Origin of the sequence: Pseudomonas sp. NPDC089547 (genome assembly GCF_050280665.1) — a bacterium.
In the GTDB taxonomy this organism is placed as follows: Bacteria; Pseudomonadota; Gammaproteobacteria; order Pseudomonadales; family Pseudomonadaceae; genus Aquipseudomonas.
Genome location: NZ_JBNNVS010000010.1, coordinates 159,587 through 176,840 on the forward strand (window position 1 = coordinate 159,587; position 17,254 = coordinate 176,840).

19 protein-coding genes are annotated in these 17,254 nt (G+C 63.0%); 8 read left to right on the forward strand and 11 right to left on the reverse strand.

Going from position 1 to position 17,254, the window contains the following annotated elements; genetic code table 11:
• Positions 1–41: 41 nt before the first annotated feature.
• The gene (locus tag ACQKPZ_RS10085; RefSeq protein ID WP_427537342.1) at positions 42–1,118 is read left to right on the forward strand and encodes a 3-deoxy-7-phosphoheptulonate synthase; all 1,077 of its coding nucleotides are present in this window, start codon (positions 42–44) and stop codon (positions 1,116–1,118) included.
• A gap of 131 nt (positions 1,119–1,249) precedes the next feature.
• Here the strand turns inward: ACQKPZ_RS10085 and ACQKPZ_RS10090 are convergent, their stop codons facing one another.
• Complete coding sequence (locus ACQKPZ_RS10090; protein WP_003250290.1) at positions 1,250–1,531, reverse strand: GNAT family N-acetyltransferase; 282 nt, start codon at positions 1,529–1,531, stop codon at positions 1,250–1,252.
• A gap of 506 nt (positions 1,532–2,037) precedes the next feature.
• On the opposite strand from ACQKPZ_RS10090, the gene oprI reads away from it, so the two are divergent.
• Complete coding sequence (oprI, locus tag ACQKPZ_RS10095; protein WP_003259780.1) at positions 2,038–2,289, forward strand: outer membrane lipoprotei OprI; 252 nt, start codon at positions 2,038–2,040, stop codon at positions 2,287–2,289.
• 132 nt (positions 2,290–2,421) lie between these two features.
• Here the strand turns inward: oprI and ACQKPZ_RS10100 are convergent, their stop codons facing one another.
• From ACQKPZ_RS10100 to ACQKPZ_RS10110, 3 genes are all read right to left on the reverse strand, one after another.
• Complete coding sequence (locus tag ACQKPZ_RS10100) at positions 2,422–3,399, reverse strand: L,D-transpeptidase family protein (RefSeq protein WP_391132972.1); 978 nt, start codon at positions 3,397–3,399, stop codon at positions 2,422–2,424.
• Between the two features lie 113 nt (positions 3,400–3,512).
• Positions 3,513–3,803, reverse strand: coding sequence for a hypothetical protein (locus tag ACQKPZ_RS10105; RefSeq protein WP_183673451.1), 291 nt, complete (start codon positions 3,801–3,803; stop codon positions 3,513–3,515).
• 58 nt (positions 3,804–3,861) lie between these two features.
• Positions 3,862–4,467, reverse strand: a complete 606-nt coding sequence (locus tag ACQKPZ_RS10110; protein WP_427537345.1) for an arylesterase — start codon at positions 4,465–4,467, stop codon at positions 3,862–3,864.
• 10 nt (positions 4,468–4,477) lie between these two features.
• Between ACQKPZ_RS10110 and ACQKPZ_RS10115 the strand changes: the two genes are divergently transcribed.
• Together ACQKPZ_RS10115 and ACQKPZ_RS10120 are read left to right on the forward strand one after the other, a co-directional pair.
• The gene (locus tag ACQKPZ_RS10115) at positions 4,478–5,161 is read left to right on the forward strand and encodes an ABC transporter ATP-binding protein (RefSeq protein WP_016714756.1); all 684 of its coding nucleotides are present in this window, start codon (positions 4,478–4,480) and stop codon (positions 5,159–5,161) included.
• A complete protein-coding gene (locus tag ACQKPZ_RS10120) occupies positions 5,161–7,668 on the forward strand; it encodes an ABC transporter permease (protein WP_427537348.1) in 2,508 nt (835 codons plus the stop codon). Before ACQKPZ_RS10115 ends, ACQKPZ_RS10120 begins: the two co-directional genes overlap by 1 nt.
• 126 nt (positions 7,669–7,794) lie before the next feature.
• Here the strand turns inward: ACQKPZ_RS10120 and greB are convergent, their stop codons facing one another.
• The 4 genes from greB to ACQKPZ_RS10140 form a co-directional block, all read right to left on the reverse strand.
• Complete coding sequence (gene greB / locus ACQKPZ_RS10125) at positions 7,795–8,268, reverse strand: transcription elongation factor GreB (RefSeq protein WP_427537351.1); 474 nt, start codon at positions 8,266–8,268, stop codon at positions 7,795–7,797.
• Positions 8,269–8,278: 10 nt separating this feature from the next.
• Entirely contained in the window at positions 8,279–8,587 is a 309-nt protein-coding gene (locus tag ACQKPZ_RS10130; protein ID WP_427537354.1) for a hypothetical protein, read from the reverse strand.
• A gap of 213 nt (positions 8,588–8,800) precedes the next feature.
• Positions 8,801–9,238 carry a DoxX family protein gene (locus tag ACQKPZ_RS10135; RefSeq protein ID WP_284355863.1) on the reverse strand — a complete coding sequence of 146 codons (438 nt, stop codon included), beginning with the start codon at positions 9,236–9,238 and terminating at the stop codon, positions 8,801–8,803.
• Between the two features lie 113 nt (positions 9,239–9,351).
• A complete protein-coding gene (locus tag ACQKPZ_RS10140) occupies positions 9,352–10,770 on the reverse strand; it encodes a transglycosylase SLT domain-containing protein (RefSeq protein WP_427537357.1) in 1,419 nt (472 codons plus the stop codon).
• A 157-nt stretch (positions 10,771–10,927) separates the two neighbouring features.
• Here ACQKPZ_RS10140 and ACQKPZ_RS10145 point away from each other — a divergent pair, with 157 nt between their 5' ends.
• From ACQKPZ_RS10145 to ACQKPZ_RS10155, 3 genes are all read left to right on the forward strand, one after another.
• Entirely contained in the window at positions 10,928–11,725 is a 798-nt protein-coding gene (locus ACQKPZ_RS10145) for a TatD family hydrolase (RefSeq protein WP_427537360.1), read from the forward strand.
• 109 nt (positions 11,726–11,834) lie between these two features.
• Complete coding sequence (locus ACQKPZ_RS10150) at positions 11,835–13,313, forward strand: methyl-accepting chemotaxis protein (RefSeq protein WP_427537363.1); 1,479 nt, start codon at positions 11,835–11,837, stop codon at positions 13,311–13,313.
• 75 nt (positions 13,314–13,388) lie between these two features.
• Positions 13,389–13,757: an Mpo1-like protein gene (locus ACQKPZ_RS10155; protein ID WP_060498376.1), complete on the forward strand. Its 369-nt coding sequence runs from the start codon at positions 13,389–13,391 to the stop codon at positions 13,755–13,757.
• A gap of 161 nt (positions 13,758–13,918) precedes the next feature.
• On the opposite strand, the gene ACQKPZ_RS10160 is transcribed toward ACQKPZ_RS10155, so the two are convergent.
• The 3 genes from ACQKPZ_RS10160 to ACQKPZ_RS10170 form a co-directional block, all read right to left on the reverse strand.
• Positions 13,919–14,716 (reverse strand): acyl-CoA thioesterase, encoded by a 798-nt coding sequence (locus ACQKPZ_RS10160; protein WP_427537365.1) that lies wholly within the window; start codon positions 14,714–14,716, stop codon positions 13,919–13,921.
• Positions 14,717–14,805: 89 nt separating this feature from the next.
• Complete coding sequence (locus ACQKPZ_RS10165; RefSeq protein ID WP_427537368.1) at positions 14,806–15,573, reverse strand: CHAD domain-containing protein; 768 nt, start codon at positions 15,571–15,573, stop codon at positions 14,806–14,808.
• A gap of 14 nt (positions 15,574–15,587) precedes the next feature.
• Positions 15,588–15,866 carry a lipoprotein gene (locus tag ACQKPZ_RS10170; RefSeq protein ID WP_003250254.1) on the reverse strand — a complete coding sequence of 93 codons (279 nt, stop codon included), beginning with the start codon at positions 15,864–15,866 and terminating at the stop codon, positions 15,588–15,590.
• Positions 15,867–16,046: 180 nt separating this feature from the next.
• Between ACQKPZ_RS10170 and ACQKPZ_RS10175 the strand changes: the two genes are divergently transcribed.
• On the forward strand, positions 16,047–17,087 hold the full coding sequence (locus ACQKPZ_RS10175; RefSeq protein ID WP_391132937.1) for a patatin-like phospholipase family protein: 1,041 nt from the start codon (positions 16,047–16,049) through the stop codon (positions 17,085–17,087).
• Positions 17,088–17,254: the final 167 nt, after the last annotated feature.

The window sequence follows — 17,254 nt, forward strand, 5'->3', positions numbered from 1 at the left end:
GATAGTTGGCGGCCGGCACCCGTGACCTGACGAGTAACACGATGGCTGATTTACCGATCGATGACTTGAACGTTGCCTCCAACGAGACCCTGATCACCCCCGATCAGCTCAAGAAGGAAATCCCCCTCAGCGCCAAGGCCCTGCAGACCGTGACTGCCGGCCGTGAAGTGGTGCGCAATATTCTCGACGGCAAGGACCATCGCCTGTTTGTCGTGGTCGGCCCTTGCTCCATCCACGACATCAAGGCCGCCCACGAATACGCCGAGCGCCTGAAGGTGCTGGCCGAAGAAGTGTCCGATACGCTGTACCTGGTCATGCGTGTGTACTTCGAAAAGCCACGCACCACCGTCGGCTGGAAAGGCCTGATCAACGACCCGTACCTGGATGACTCGTTCAAGATCCAGGATGGCCTGCACATCGGCCGTCAGCTGCTACTGGACCTGGCCGAAATGGGCCTGCCGACCGCCACCGAAGCACTCGACCCGATTTCGCCGCAGTACCTGCAGGACCTGATCAGCTGGTCGGCCATTGGCGCCCGCACCACCGAATCGCAAACCCACCGCGAAATGGCCTCGGGCCTGTCCTCGGCAGTCGGTTTCAAGAACGGCACCGATGGTGGCCTGACCGTTGCCATCAACGCCCTGCAGTCGGTGTCCAAGCCTCACCGCTTCCTCGGCATCAACCAGGAAGGCGGTGTGTCAATCGTCACCACCAAGGGCAACCCTTACGGCCACGTGGTTCTGCGCGGCGGCAATGGCAAGCCTAACTACGACTCGGTCAGCGTCGCCCTGTGCGAGCAGGACCTGGCCAAGGCGAAGATCAAGGCCAACATCATGGTCGATTGCAGCCACGCCAACTCCAACAAGGACCCGGCCCTGCAACCGCTGGTGATGGAGAACGTTGCCAACCAGATCCTCGAAGGCAACCAGTCGATTATCGGCCTGATGGTGGAAAGCCACTTGAACTGGGGCTGCCAGTCGATTCCGAAGGACCTGGAAGAACTGCAGTACGGCGTGTCTGTAACCGATGCCTGCATCGACTGGTCGGCTACCGAGAAGACCCTGCGCAGCATGCACGCCAAGCTGAAAGATGTGCTGCCGCAGCGAAAGCGCGGCTAATGCAATAAAAGCGGGGCCGCTGCGCGCCCCATCGCGACACAAGGCCGCTCCTACAGGGATATGTGATCTCCTGTAGGAGCGGCCTTGTGTCGCGATGGGGCGCGCAGCGGCCCCGCTCTTTATTTACCGATTCAGGCCTTGCTCGAATGCCGCTGCTGGCGCTCCATGTAGCGTTCCACATACGAACAGGAAGGTATCACCGTGTACCCCATCTGTTCAGCGTACTCCAGCGCCCGCTCGGTCAATGCAGCAGCAATCCCGCGGCCCCGCAAGGCGTTGGGCACGAAGGTGCGATAGATGTCCAGCGTCTGCTTGCCCAGATCCATGTACGTCAGATAGGCACGATGACCGTCCACGTTGGTCTCGAACTGATGACCGGCCTGGTCATGGTGGATGGTCAGCGCTTCGCTCATCACTACTCCTCGCAGGTCTTCTCGGCAGACCCATACCTTAACCGATGGTGGTTTATCCGGCACAGATTCCCTATGCCACCTGTTGCCCCTTCGACCACTGGACGATTGCAATCGTTCGGATCCCATGGCACTCACAAGATAGTAGGCGCCGCAAACGGGATTGCTCAAGGTGGTGGCGGCTAAAAAAGGCGAAAACGCACAGAAAACGACTCTTCCCTGCAGGTTCAACAGCGGCCGGATGTTGTAGGGCTTAAGACGTCGAAGGACAGTTAAAGTCACTGTTAGTTCAACAAAAAAGTTCCTGTACTACAATCGCTTGCGCTCCCTGCACATTTTTTTCACACACGCGTCGCAAATCTTGTCGGCAAGGCGTCAAGCAACATTTTTTTTGCAGTTCTTGCGCTCAGTCAGTTTACTTACTACAAGTAATGGGTACTATGTACGCCGGCCAGTTTCTCTTTCCTGAGAGATGGCTATTTAATAGAAAGTCCTTGAAGGGGAACACGATGAACAACGTTCTGAAATTCTCTGCTCTGGCTCTGGCCGCAGTTCTGGCTACCGGTTGCAGCAGCGTATCCAAAGAAACCGAAGCTCGTCTGACTGCGACTGAAGACGCAGCAGCTCGCGCTCAAGCTCGTGCTGACGAAGCCTACCGTAAGGCTGACGACGCACTGGCAGCCGCTCAGAAGGCTCAGCAGACCGCTGACGAAGCCAACGAGCGCGCCCTGCGTATGCTGGACAAAGCCAGCCGCAAGTAATAATCCTCACGGATTGTTGAGAAGCCGACCCACTTGTGGGTCGGCTTTTTTATTGCCTGCAAACAAGGCAGACGCGCCCGGCAAGAACGAAAAGGCCCGCACTAAGGCGGGCCTGGGTGTGTCGCAAATGCCTTACTGCAGTTCGGGTGGAATGCTCGTCACCATCGGCGCACCGCCCTGGTTTTCCACTGGCACGGCAATCTCGACCGGCATGCCATCTTCTGCAGCCACCACGTCACGCACCATGTCCCAGTTCATGCGCAGGTTATTGGCCAGGTCTTCACGTTTGAGCAAGGCATTGATTACGGCAGTGTGTTTGTCCACCACCGACGGGTTGCCTTGATCGTCCAGCGGCGTGTGCGCTTCCAGGTACACCTTGCCGCCACTGATACCGAACTTGTATGGCTCATTGATGATGCGTACCGGAGTACCCACCGGCACCATCTTCGACAGTTCCAGCACGTTGTTGTTGAGCATGCGGAAGCAACCGTGGCTGGTACGCATGCCAATGCCGAACTTCTTGTTCGACCCATGGATCAGGTAGCCCGGCACGCCCAGGGTGAACTTGAACGGCCCCAGCGGGTTGTCCGGGCCGGCCGGCACCACGGCTGGCAGGATGTCACCGTCCGCTGCGTGCTCCTTGCGGATGGACGCAGGTGGCGTCCAGGTAGGGTTCGGCGTCTTGGCGGTGATCTTGGTGTTGGCAATCGGCGAACCCCAACCCTCACGGCCAATTCCCAACGGGAAGGTGTGCACTACGTTCTGCCCTTTCGGGAAGTAGTACATGCGGTACTCGGCCAGGTTGATGACGATGCCTTCGCGCGGGCCCGGCGGCAGAATGTAACGGGTCGGAAGGACTATCTCGGTGCCTGCGCCCGGCAGCCAGGGGTCGACACCCGGGTTGGCGGCAATCATTTCCAGGTAGCCGAGGTCGTTGGCGGTGCCGATATCGGCGAACGTGTCCTCGTACTTTGCCTTGATCGCATGCACCTGGCCGACGATGTCTTCACCGGGCGGTGGCAGTGGCAGCTCCAGCGCAGCAGCGGGGCCCGCTACCAGCAGGGCGGCCAGGGACAGGCTACGGGTGACGGCAGGAAAGCGCGGCAACATCCGGTAAATCCTTCGAAAGGTGGGTCAAGAGGATCGATTGTACACCCGCGTCGATGCAAGCGGGAGGCATTGGCGCCATACAAGCGTTTCAGATGATGAAAGGTGCTTGCCGTTCAGCTGGCCTGCAGCTCCGGCCAGACCGGGCGCATGCCCCGCCGCTGGGCATCGAGGATGGCACGGCACAGGTCGCACAGGCGGTTGTCACGGTAGATGGCGCGCGGCACGGCAGACCAGCGCGGCTGCGCAGGCAGCAGGCCGCCGCACAAGGTGCGGTCTACCGGCACGCCCAGTTCAAGCTGTCGGGCCACCAGGTGGACGCGGATTTCCTGGCAAGCGAACAAGTCGAGCTGCTCATCGGGCTCGATCAATTGGTAGGCATACAGGGACCAGGCGGGGCGCGGCATCGGGGGCACTCGAAACGGGGGGCGCAACATTAGCCGAAAGCCGGCCCCGTTTAAAGCGTCACAGCAAGGGTTTTATCGCTGGCCATGCATTTTCCAGCAGACGCTGCTGAGCACCCTGGGCCGGGTGGATACCATCGGCCTGCATCAATTCAGGCACACCCCCTACCCCTTCGAGGAAAAACGGCACCAATGGCACCTGCTTGTCCGCAGCCAATTGTTCATACACCTTGGCAAACGCGGTGGTATAGCGCACGCCATAATTAGGCGGCAGGCGCATGCCCAGCAGCACCACCTTGGCACCGGCCTGGCGCGCACTCTCGATCATCGAGGCAAGATTTTGTTGCAATTGCGCGGGAGGCTGCCCACGCAGCCCATCGTTACCGCCCAGCTCCAGCACCACCAGGCTCGGCTTATGGGCTGCAAGCAGCGCCGGCAGCCGCGCCTGGCCACCTGCACTGGTGTCGCCACTGATCGAGGCGTTGACCACTTTGTCGTCGAAACCTTCGTCCTTGAGCCGGGTCTGCAACAAAGAGACCCAACCCTGGCGGCTATCCAGGCCAAAACCGGCGCTGATACTATCGCCGACAACCAGCAGTGTTCCCGCCGCCGCGCTCTGGGCCAGGCAATACAGGGCCAGACCGGCACTCAACCACCACACTCGCATCGGATTCTCCATGGGCCCCAGCATTCTCGTTGCGCAGAACCTTAGCAAAGTGGTCCCCAGCGCGGAAGGTGATCTCACCATCCTCCACGCACTCTCCCTCGACCTGGCCCAGGGCGACAGCCTGGCCATCGTCGGCGCTTCGGGCTCGGGCAAGTCGACCCTGCTTGGCCTGCTGGCCGGCCTCGACCAGCCCAGCGCCGGCAAGGTCATCCTCGCTGGCCACGACCTGGGGCCACTGGATGAAGACCAGCGGGCCCGGGTGCGCGCCGAACATGTCGGTTTCGTGTTTCAGTCGTTCCAGTTGCTCGACAGCCTCAACGCGCTGGAAAACGTCATGCTGCCGCTGGAGCTGGACGGCCGCCGCGATGCACGCGAACACGCGCGCACCCTGCTGGAACGGGTTGGCCTGGGCAAACGCCTGAGCCACACCCCACGGCAACTGTCGGGCGGCGAGCAACAGCGGGTGGCCATCGCCCGCGCCTTCGCCGCACAGCCTGCCGTGCTGTTTGCCGACGAACCCACTGGCAACCTCGACAGCCACACCGGCGAGCGTATCAGTGACTTGCTGTTCGAGCTGAACAAGGAGCGCGGCACCACCCTGGTACTGGTCACCCATGACGAACGCCTGGCCCGGCGCTGCCGTCGCCAGATCCGCCTGGATGCGGGCCGCCTGGTGGCCCCGGTGGAGGCCTGATGAATCACATGCCATTGTCCCGCCTGTGGGGCCTGGCCCTGCGCCAGTTGCTGCGTGACATTCGCGCCAGCGAAGTTCGCGTGCTGTTCTTCGCCCTGCTGGTGGCAGTGGCCGCCAGCACCGCCATCGGCTATTTCGGCGCCCGCCTCAACGGTGCCATGCAACTGCGCGCCAGCGAATTCCTGGGCGCCGACCTGGTACTGCAGGGCAGCGCTCCAGCCCGCCAGCAGCAGATCGATAGCGGCACGGCCCTTGGCCTGCGCCACGCACAGGTAGTCGAGTTCACCAGCGTGGTGGGCGGCGACAACGGCATCCAGCTGTCCAGTGTAAAGGCTGCCGATGGCGCCTACCCGTTACGCGGGCAGGTACGCAGCGCAATGGCACCCTATGCCGAGGAAACCCCAGGCGGCGGCCCGGCACCTGGCGAGGCCTGGGTCGAGCCCCGCCTGCTGGCTGCGCTGGGGCTGGCGATTGGCGACAGCATCGACGTGGGTATGAAAACCCTGCGCATGAGCCGCGTGCTGACCTACGAACCGGACCGCGCCAACAACTTCTACAGCCTTACCCCGCGGGTGATGATGAACCTGGCCGACCTGCAAGCCACCGGCGTGATCCAGCCGGGTAGCCGGGTCACCTACCGCGACCTGTGGCGCGGCGATGCTGCGGCACTGGCCCAATACCGCCAGGCGGTGGAAAAGGACCTGGCCGCCAATCAGCGCCTGCGCGACACCCGTGATGGCAACCAACAGATCGGCGGCGCACTGGGCAAGGCCGAACGCTACCTGAACATGGCCAGCCTGGTGGCGGTGCTGCTGGCTGGCGTTGCGGTGGCCCTGTCAGCCAGCCGCTACGCCGCACGCCGCCTGGATGCCAGTGCCCTGCTGCGCTGCCTGGGCCTGTCGCGCCGTCAGGCACTGGACCTGTATTGCCTGCAACTGGCCATGCTCGGCCTGGTCGCCGCGCTGGCTGGGGCCTTGCTCGGCTGGCTGGCCCAACTGGGCCTGTTCCGCCTGCTGCATGGCCTGCTCCCCAGCGTAGTACCTGCCGGTGGTATCGTGCCTGCCCTGGCCGGTATCGGCACTGGTCTGGTGGCGCTGGCCGGCTTCGCCCTGCCCCCCATCGCTGCACTGGGCCAAGCGCCCCCATTGCGGGTACTGCGCCGCGACCTGTTGCCGATACCACCCAGCAGCTGGCTGGTGTACGGCGCCGCCCTGCTCGCCCTGGGCCTGATCATGTGGCGCCTCAGCCTTGACCTGCTGCTCACCTTCGCCTTGCTCGGTGGCGGCCTGGTCGCAGCGTTGCTGCTCGGCGGCCTGCTGCTGCTCGCTTTGCGCAGCCTGCGCCAGTTGCTGGCCGGGGCGCCGCTGACCTGGCGCCTGGGGCTGGGCCAGCTGCTGCGCCACCCCACGGCCGCTGCAGGGCAAGCCCTGGCCTTCGGCCTGATCCTGCTGGCCATGGCCCTGGTCGCCCTGCTACGCGCCGAATTGCTGGACACCTGGCAAGCCCAGTTGCCCAAGGATGCGCCCAACCATTTCGCCCTGAACATCCTGCCGGATGACCGTGAACCGTTCGCGCAACGCCTGCACCAGGTCAACGCCGCTTCAGCGCCCCTGTACCCAGTGACACCCGGCCGCCTGGTGCAAATCAACGAGCAACCGGTGCAGCAAGTCGTCAGCAAGGATTCGGCAGGCGAGCGCGCCGTGCAGCGCGACCTCAGCCTGACCTGGGCCGCCGAACTGCCCGAGGGCAACGCTCTGACTGCCGGCAACTGGTGGCAAGCCATGCCTGCCGACGATGAAATCCCCGGTGTTTCGGTAGAGGCGGAACTGGCCACCAGCCTGAAACTGCAAATGGGCGACCTGCTGACCTTCGACATCGGCGGCCAGCAACGCCAGGCTCGCGTCAGCAGCCTGCGCAGCGTGCACTGGGACAGCTTCCAACCCAACTTCTACATGATCTTCCAGCCTGGCACGCTGCAGGGGCTGCCGACCACCTACCTGACCAGCTTCTACCTGGCGCCGGGCCATGACCTGGATGTGGTGGCCCTGTCGCGGGCATTCCCCGCGGTGACGATCCTGCAGGTGGATGCCTTGCTCGACCAATTGCGCAGCATCCTCGCCCAGGTGACCCTGGCGGTGGAATATGTGCTGTTGTTTGTGCTGGCGGCCGGGCTGGCAGTGCTGTTCGCTGGCTTGCAGGCAACGCTGGATGAACGCATTCGCCAAGGGGCCTTGCTGCGTGCACTGGGGGCAGCGCGCCCGCTGCTGGTGAGGGCGCGGCGTATCGAGTTCGGTTTGCTGGGGGCCGCCAGCGGGCTGTTGGCGGCAGTGGGGTGCGAGTTGATTACCCTGGTGTTGTACCGCTATGCCTTTGATTTGCAGTGGAGCCCGCACCCGTGGTTGCTGGCTTTACCGCTGGCAGGGGCGCTGCTGGTAGGCGGTGCGGGGGTGTTGGGGACGCGGCGGGCTTTGAATGCCAGCCCGTTGGCGGTTTTGCGCGACAGCTGATGGTTGCCTGTGCCGGCCTCTTCGCGGGCTTGCCCGCTCCCACAGGTCCGGCACAGCTTTCTAATGCTGTGATAACCCTGTGGGAGCGGGCAAGCCCGCGAAGAGGCCGGCTCAGTCGACACCAAGTCACTGGCCGTAAGTGATGCTGTTCACATACCAGGTCGCTTCACCGGTCGGCGTATGCACCACCACCTCATCGCCTACCTCTTTCTTGAGCAAGGCACGGGCCATGGGCGAGTCGATCGAGATGTAATCGTTACGCCCGTAGATCTCGTCATAGCCGACAATGCGAAACTTCATGGTCTCGCCATCATCATTCTCGATCTCGACCCAGGCGCCGAAAAAGACCTTGCCTTCCTGCTGTGGCGAAAAAGCCACCACCTTCACATCCTCAAGACGCTTGCGCAGGTAACGCACCCGGCGGTCGATTTCGCGCAGCAGCTTCTTGTTGTACTGGTAGTCGGCGTTCTCGCTACGGTCACCCAGCGATGCCGCCCAGGCGACCTTCTGGGTGATTTCCGGTCGATACACCCGCCACAGGTGATCCAGCTCTTTTTTCAGCGCCTCATGGCCTTGCGTGGTGATGATGTTGGTGCTCAACAGGCGCTCCTCAGCGGCGGGTAATCAGGCCCTGGCGCGCGATGCGGGTGAGATGGCCGATGACTTCGGCGGCCTGATCCGACGCCGGGGCCTGGATCACGGCCAGGTCGAAACGGTCGTTGCCATACTGCGCAAGATGGCAGCCGGTTTCGGCGAACTGGATCAGAAAGGCGCGTGTCTGGCCCTTGCGCCGGGACAGGCCTTCGAGGTGACGCAAAAGTGTGGGCTGATGCTGGCCGCCGAGCAGGATGCGCGGTGTGCGGGACGCCTGGTTGGCAGGCAAAGGGCTCAAACAGACACTGGTACGTGGGCAACTCATGGAGCTTTTCTCCGCCTCGCGAATCCCGCTGGGCAGCGGTGGGAGGCGTCACCGAACCAGCGCTTTAGCGGTATTTCGGATGACCCGGAGGTGGGGCTTTCCTGCGCCCCGCAAGTAGCTGTTTAAATCGGCGCAGGCGGTATGCTAGAGCTACAAGCGGCAAGATACAAGCCTCAATCAGTATGAGACTTGCATCTTGCCATCGGTGGCGGGTCAGCGTGCGATCAGGCGGTCGAGCGAGAAGCGGCCAGCGCCTTCGATCATGACCGCAACAGTGCCGGCCAGCAGCGCCAGGGCAAACTCATAGCCGTTGTTGGACATGAACAGGCCGTTGCCGATGTGAACCGAGAGAATTGCCACCACCAGCGTCACCGTCAGCGCCAGGGCTGCCGGGCGGGCCAGCAGGCCGATCACCAAGGCCAGGCCACCGAAGAACTCGGCGCTACCGGACAGCAGGGCCATCAGGTAGCCCGGGGCCAAGCCGATGCTTTCCATCCACTGGCCGGTACCTTCCAGGCCATAGCCGCCAAACAGTCCGAACAGTTTTTGCGCGCCATGCGCCATGAAAATGATGCCAACCAGGATGCGGATAACGCTGAGGCCAGCGCCGGCACGGGTGGAGAACAGGGCGTTGAGGGTTGTGTTGTTCATGTCGAAGCGTCCTTGAAGCGGAGAAGTTGTGTTGGTATGGGCGCCATCATAATCAATTAATCTGATATGAAAATCGCAAAAATCCCAACATAACAATCGATTAAATCGATTTATCAACGCTTTGCCACACGCTCCAGCGCAGCACGCTCCCGGTTGAACGCCAGGAAGTACTTGTTGACGCTATTAACGAAGTTGACCGGCCCCATGCCCACCTGCTCCATGGCGATGCGCTCGGTCTGGAAGAACCACTGGTTACCGTTGAGGCCCCGGCGCCGGGCTTCGGCACGCATCGCCTGGACCCGCTCAGGCCCGAGGTTGTAGGCCGCCAGCACAAAGGCCATGCGCTCACGCTCGTTGATTTTGGCACTGGCGAAGAACTTGCGCCGAATCAGCGCCAGGTAGCGGGCACTGGCCTGCACATTGCCATCCACCGTGGCGGTGTTGCTCACCCCTACCCGCTGGGCCGCAGATGGCGTTATCTGCATCAGCCCGTGGGCACCGCCAGTGCCGCGTGCTGCCGGGTTGAGCGTCGACTCCTTGAACGCCAGTGCAGCCAGGTTGAGCCAGTCGATCTGCTGCGCCTGACCATGCTTCTGCAGCACTGCCCGCACCGAGGCCAGACGCTGGCGGTCCTTGCCGGCCAACGGGTTGTGCACCCGGTACTGGCGGCGGTAGATGCGTTCGAATGCAGCATCCTGGTTGTCTGGCGCGCGGTACCCCTTCAGGAAGTGATCCACCGCAGTCAGCAATTGTGGCGCATCACGCCCCACATACCAGCGCATGGCTTGCGGCGCCCCGAGGTGCACCCGGGTATCCAGGCGCAGGCGCGGCATCACGCGCGCCCAACGCCGGGCAATGGGCTGCTCGACTACCGTGAGGTGGTAGATGCCAGCCTGGACCATTTCCAGCACATCCTCCACCGCCAGTGTCGAGTCGACCCACTCCACCTTGATCGGCGGCCGTTTGCGCAGTGCCAGTTGCTGGTTCACCTGCTGGATCAGCGGCCCGGCCGCACTGGCGCTGGTCAACGCCACGGTACGCCCGGAAAGCTGTTCGACCTTGCTGAAGCTTCGTTCGCCCTTGCGCCCAACCAGCATCAGCGGTACCTGATCGAGTATCGGCGCACTGCTACTGACGCCGCGCACTGTGCTGGGGTCAAGCAGCTCGCCCGGCGCTGCCAGGTCGCCCTCACCACGGGCCAGGGCCCCCAGCAGCTGCTCCTTGGCCCGCGGGATGAGCTTGAGCTGAATCTCCTGGCCATCGGCGGCACGGGCATTGAGGTAATGCTCCAGGGCGCGCAGGCGATAGTATTCGATGCCGACCGGCTCGCCCTTGACTTCACCGGAGCTGTTGCGGCTTTGATTGACCAGCACCCTCAGCACCTGGCTGGTGCGAATCTGCTGCAGGTCACGCACCTTGGCAGGTGGAATATTCTGCTGCGGGCCTGGCGCGCGCGCATGGGCATCACCGGGCAGCGTGAGCCCAATGATCAGCACGAGCGTCAACAGGGAGGTGAGCCAGCATCGCAGCATGCGAAAACGTGTCCATGGTCGGTGGGCGGCATCCATGGGTTGCACCGCCAATTGAGAAATGACGGCAAAAGACCACGGCAACAGCATGAAGTTCTTGGTTTTTTTAGAAAAACGCGGTTTTTGCTATGCTGGCCGCCCCGCGGCACGAGATAGCACCATGCAACTGATCGATATCGGCGTCAACCTGACCAATAGCAGTTTCCACGACCAGCAGGCGGCAATCGTCGAGCGCGCCCTTGAAGCCGGGGTCACGCAGATGGTGCTGACAGGCACCAGCCTGGCGGTCAGCGAGCAGGCGCTGGAACTGTGCCAACAGCTGGATACAAGCGGCGCACACTTGTACGCCACAGCGGGTGTTCATCCGCACGACGCCAAAGCCTGGGATGCCGGCAGCAAGCGCCAGTTGCGCCAGCTGTTGAGTGAACCACGCGTGCGCGCCGTGGGCGAATGCGGCCTGGATTTCAACCGCGACTTCTCCCCTCGCCCACTGCAGGAAAAAGCCCTGGAAGCCCAGTTGGCCTTGGCCGCGGAACTGCGGCTCCCCGTGTTCCTGCATGAGCGCGATGCCAGTGAGCGTTTGCTGGCGATCCTCAAGGGTTACCGGGACCACCTGACCGGCGCAGTCGTGCACTGCTTTACCGGCGAGCGTGAAGCGCTGTTCGCCTACCTGGACATGGACCTGCACATTGGCATTACCGGCTGGATCTGCGACGAGCGACGCGGCACGCACCTGCACCCGCTGGTCGGCAACATTGCCGAAGGGCGACTGATGCTGGAAAGCGATGCGCCCTACCTGCTGCCCCGCAGCCTGCGGCCCAAGCCGAAAAACGGGCGTAACGAACCCGCATTCTTGCCAGAGGTGCTGCGTGAAGTGGCTTTGCACCGGGGTGAAGCGGCCGAGCATACGGCAGCCCATACCACCGCGACGGCCCGGGCGTTCTTCCAGCTGCCCTGAACCCCGCGCTTGGGTTGTTGATATGCATCAACATCGTGCTGGGCAGATGCGGGCACAATGATGGCACCTTGCCAATATTGTTCCCGCTCAACTCAGAGAAGACCTGCCCATGGGTGCCTGGCTTAGCAATGTTTCCCTGAAATACAAATTCTGGGCCGTTAACGCGGTGGCCTTTGTCACGACCTTGCTGCTGGTGCTCTACGCCGTGCACCTGGAGCAACGCGCCCGGGCCGACGCGGCGCAGGCCCAGGCGGCAGCGCAAGCCCAGTTGCTGGCCGCCTGGCCCGCCGGGCAAGCACTGCCGCGCCCGCCCAACGTCATCAGCTGGTCGACCGGGCAAACGCCGACCTTTGCCGGTGAAACCCTTGATGCCCTGCGCAACGCCCAGGGCTGGGTCGCACTGCCAAGCGCATGGGTCCTTGGCGACAACCCACTGCGCGGCGCGCAGGTGCTGCGTAATGGCGACCAGCAACTGGCCGTGCTGGCCCAGGCCCCCAGCCTGCGCCAGGTATTCTTCGAGCGCTTCAGCAATTATGCGGTGTGCGTGCTGATCCTGATGCTGGCCATGCTGGGCGCTTCGCAGTTGCTGATCCGCTTCCTGCTTAGCCAGCTCAATACCCTGAAGGATGTGATGCTGCACGTGGAAAAGACCGGCGACCTGGCTGCCCGCGTGCCGCTGGCCTGTGGTGACGAGGTTGGCCAGATGGCCGGGGCCTTCAACGCCATGCAGGCCACCTACCACCGCGTTGTCAGCACCGTTGCCCACACTGCGGCGCAACTGGACTCGGGCGCCATGCGCCTGGCCGCCAGCATGAGCGACGTGCGTCACGGCATGCTTGGCCAGCAGAGCGAAACCGACCAGGCCGCCACGGCCATCAACGAAATGTCGGCGACGGTGCACCACATTGCCCAGCATGCCGGCGCTACCCGTGACCTGTCGCAGGCCGCCGATACCCTGGCCGGCAGCGGCAAAGAGGTGGTCAGCCGGGTACAGGATTCGATTTCCGGGCTGTCCAGCGGCGTACAGCAAACCGCCGAAATGATCCGCCAGCTGGCCGAAGACAGCCAGAAGATCAACAGTGTGGTCAGCGTGATCCACAGCATCGCCGAGCAGACCAACCTGCTGGCCCTCAACGCTGCCATCGAAGCCGCACGCGCCGGCGACCTGGGCCGCGGCTTCGCCGTTGTGGCCGACGAGGTGCGTAACCTGGCCAAGCGTGTGCAAACCTCTACCGACGAGATCACCACGATGGTATCGGCGCTGCAGTCCGGCACCCGCGATGCCGTGGAGTTCATGCAGGAAAGCTCGTACAAGGCCGACGACTGTGTGCGACAGGCCCAGGAAGCCGGGGCAGCGCTGGCCGAGATCACCAGTGCGGTGGCGCAGATGCGCGAAAGCAACACCCAGATTGCCGTGGCCGCAGAGCAGCAAAGCCAGGTGGCCGAGGAAATGAACCGCGCGGTGGTGAGCATCCGTGATGTCACTGAACAAACCGTGCAGCAGACAGTAGGCTCGGCGACCACCAGCAACGAACTGGCTACCTTGGCTGGCGAACTGAACAAGGCCATTGGCCAGCTCAAGCTATAAACACCATAGCCAGCCTCGATTGGCCCCCACCCGGGGGCCGCACTAAGCTTTGAGCATGTCCGAGAGGAAATGCCCATGAGTAAACGCCTGCCCAACCTGCCCGCCTGGCAATGGCGCGGCTACCACCACAACCACCGCCACCCGGCTAACCTGGTACTGCATCTGATTGCCGTGCCGCTGTTCATTCTTGGGGCGCTGCTGGTTCTCTCTGGTCTGTTCGCCCTGGACCTGGGGCAAATTGCCGTCGGCGTGATCGCCCTGATTGCTGGCCTTGGGTTACAGCGCCAGGGCCACCGCCTGGAAGCCGAGCAGCCCGAGCCGTTCGCCAACCGCCAGGATGCCGTACAACGCTTGCTGACGGAGCAGTTCATTACCTTTCCGCGCTTTGTGTTGAGCGGGGCATGGTGGAAGGCCTGGCGGGAGCGGCATAAGCACCGGCATTGATCTGCCGATCATGCGCAATCCTTTGTAGGAGCGGCCTTGTGTCGCGATCGGGCTGCGCAGCAGCCCCAGTATTGCAGCTTCGCAGCAGAGATTGCCGGGGCCGCTTTGCGGCCCGATCGCGACACAAGGCCGCTCCTACAGTTAATCGTCGTGGCTGAGGGTCAGGCAAACACGGTCACGGTCTGCCGGCTCAGGGCCAGCAACTCGCCCTCCGCCGTCCAAAGGGCGGCCGCAGCGTGCCCATAACCATCGCGTGCATGCTCGGTTTCCACGCAATACCGGCACCAGTCCAGGGTCGACAATTTCGCCGTAGGCTGGATGAATTCGATGGTCCAGGTCAATGTGCTGCCCGCGGCAGGCTGCTTGAGGAACGGCATCAGGCTTGGCGGCCAGGCATCGACCAGCGCCAGCAGGTGCGCTTCATTGACTTGTTCTTCTGCCACGTCCCGCAAGCGCACCCAGCCACCCATCTTGCGCGACTGATTGCCACTGAACGGCAACCCACCCACCGCCCAACGCAAGGCGACATGCCGCATGAACTCGGGGGTGATGCCCTTGATATAGGGCAGTTCGGGGGCCGCATCCTGGAGTGCTTTCATTTCCATGGCCGGCAACGCCGGCACATCGACCACGGAAGGCCGCCCTGCGCCAAAATTGCCCTGCACCAGGGTTACCACCTGGCCATCCTGAACGGCACGACCCAGCAACGTGCTGACCGCCTTGCCTTCGCGCAGCACTTCCACCTCGAAACGGATTGGCACATCGGCTGCTGCGGGCGCAACGAAGCTGATGGCCAGGGAGCGCACAGGGCGGCCATCGGTGAGCTTGAGGCGCATGGTTTCATAAACCATGGCCGCCATCAGCCCGCCAAAGGCAGCGCGCCCCTGGGCCCAGCTGGGCGGGATGCTGACAGAAGCCGGGTTGGCCCGTACAGCGTCGAGCAGTTGGTTGAAGTTCATTGACCGGCTCCTGCCTGCAGCGATAAAGGTGTGCCCATCCTAGCCAGCAAACCCCGAGCGATCAGCCCGCATATCGGTCATTTCTCGGGCTAGCGACGCGCCAGCGCCTGCAACAGGGCATCCAGCGTCACATCCGACTGGCGCTCAGCCTCGTGCAGTTCCTGCTCCCAAACGACCTTGCAGGGGCTCAGGTCGGCATGCTCACGCGCCTGCAGCAGCCACTGCAGGCGGTCATGCCAGTCGCCCAGGTCGCCCTGTGCCTTTTTCAGCAAGCGCTGCAGTTTCTTGCCGGCGTGATCGAGTTGCGGGTAGGCCTCGTCGCCATAGCGCGCACGCTTGATCAGCAAGCGCAGGCGGTGGCGGTCGTGAGCTGGGTCTTGCAAGGCTTTGTGCAACTTGTGCCACTGCTTGACCAGGCGCTTGTCGATGCGTTTGTCCAGCGACCTGGCCAGCCCTTCGCGCCCGGCCGCCCGTAGGAACAGTGGGAACGCATCAACAATCGCCAGCACCCGGGTCAGCTGCGGGCTGGCGGCAACGCTGGCAAAGGTCCTGCCACGCCCTTCCAGGCGCCGCTGCCCAGCTGCGGCGTGTCCGCGCCCGATCAGCTCGGCTGCCAACACTTCCCGGTCACGCAGCGGCGTGGTCAGGGTGCCCAGCGCGCTGGCGGCATCATCGAGTTGCTCCACGCCAGGCAGCCCTCGCAGCGGCCTCAGCAGGCTGCGCAAACGCCGCAGGCTGATGCGCAGGTCGTGCAGAGCCTCGCTGTCGGTATCGGCAGCCAGGCGCTCGCGACAGGCCAACAGGCGAACCTGCACCGTCAGCATCTGGGCAACGACATGGTCGAGCATGGCAGACATACGACGCTCCTTGATCAGCGCCCAGCGCGGGACTCACGAATGTAGAAGCGCGCCTTTTCAGCTTTGCGCGTGCAGCTTTCGTAACCTTCGAACTGCTGCTGGGTCTTGGCCCCGGTCAGCAGCGACAGGGCCTTGGAGTAACTCACTGCACCGGCAAAGCCTTCGGCCTTGGCCAGGTCCAGTTCCTTCCAGGCGGCATCCAGCTGGGTGGCGCAGCTGTCACGGTAGGCCGTCTTGCCCGCACAGCCAGCAAGGGCCAGGGCAATCAGTGGAAGGCAGATCCAGGCTTTCATCGGTATGACCTCAATGGTGAAAAATCAGTGGCTGTTCGACGCCCGGGCATCAGAAAAGTGCCCTGGCCAGCCTGCTTTGCGTGGCCAGCATTATCACAGTAGCTCAGCGCGATCTACATTGAAGCACAGGCCACCCAGGGTGCATTGTAGGACCATGGTTGCACAGCCCGAGGAAAGCTCATGAGTAAACGTGTGGCACTGGTACTGGGATCGGGCGGCGCCCGGGGTTATGCACACATTGGCGTGATCGAGGAAATCGAGCGCCGCGGCTACGACATCGCCTGCATCGCCGGCTGCTCCATGGGCGCAGTAATTGGCGGCATCTACGCCGCTGGCAAGCTGAAGGACTACCGCAACTGGATCGAAAGCCTCGACTACCTGGATGTGCTGCGCCTGGTCGACGTCAGCTTTCGCCTTGGTGCCATCCGCGGCGACAAGGTGTTCGGGCAGATCCGCAAGATTGTCGGCGAAATCAACATCGAACAACTGCGCGTCCCTTACACAGCAGTCGCCACCGACCTCACCAACCAGCAGGAAATCTGGTTCCAGGAGGGCTGCCTGCACCAGGCCATGCGCGCCTCGGCGGCCATTCCCAGCCTGTTTACGCCGGTGATGCAAGGCAACCGCATGCTGGTCGACGGGGGCATCCTCAACCCGCTTCCGATCGTGCCGGTGGTCTCCAGCCACTGCGACCTGATCATCGCGGTCAACCTTAACGCCACCAACCAGAAGCAGTATCAGTTGCCGGTGATCGAGCGCCCGGCGGCGTTCAAGATGCGGTTTGACGCCCTGTTGAGCTCGCTTGGTTCTCGCTTGCCGTTCCGCCGCAAGCCGGCGGAAGAGCTGATGCGCATCGAACAGGAGATCGTCGCCGAAGGGTTGGCACCGCCGAACCCTTGGCTGGCAGATGCCGCCGACCCGGAAGGCCAGCAACCGGCGGCGGCGCCGGAACGCGAGGGCGCGCCGAAGTCGGCGACCGGGTCGTTCATTATCGACAACGTGGGGCCTGCTTCGCTGCTGGACTTGATCAACCAGAGCTTCGAAGTCATGCAGACGTCGTTGGCGCAGTACAAGATCGCCGGCTATCCACCGGATGTGCTGATCAACGTGCCCAAGCGGGTGTGCCGGTTTTTCGAGTTCTACAAGGCGCCAGAGCTGATTGCGTTGGGGCGGGAGATTGCGCGGGATACGCTGGACAGTTATGAAGGGGTGAAGCGCTAGGCTGGCCTGCCCGGGCCTCTTCGCGGGTAAACCCGCTCCCACAGGGACCGCACATCTCTTCAGTCGTGTGCAGTACCTGTGGGAGATTCTATGGCCGGAGGCAAATTTTCAGTAGAAAAGCCCACGGCCTCTCTCAGCAACATCCAGGCACGAATCAGCCTGCCAGA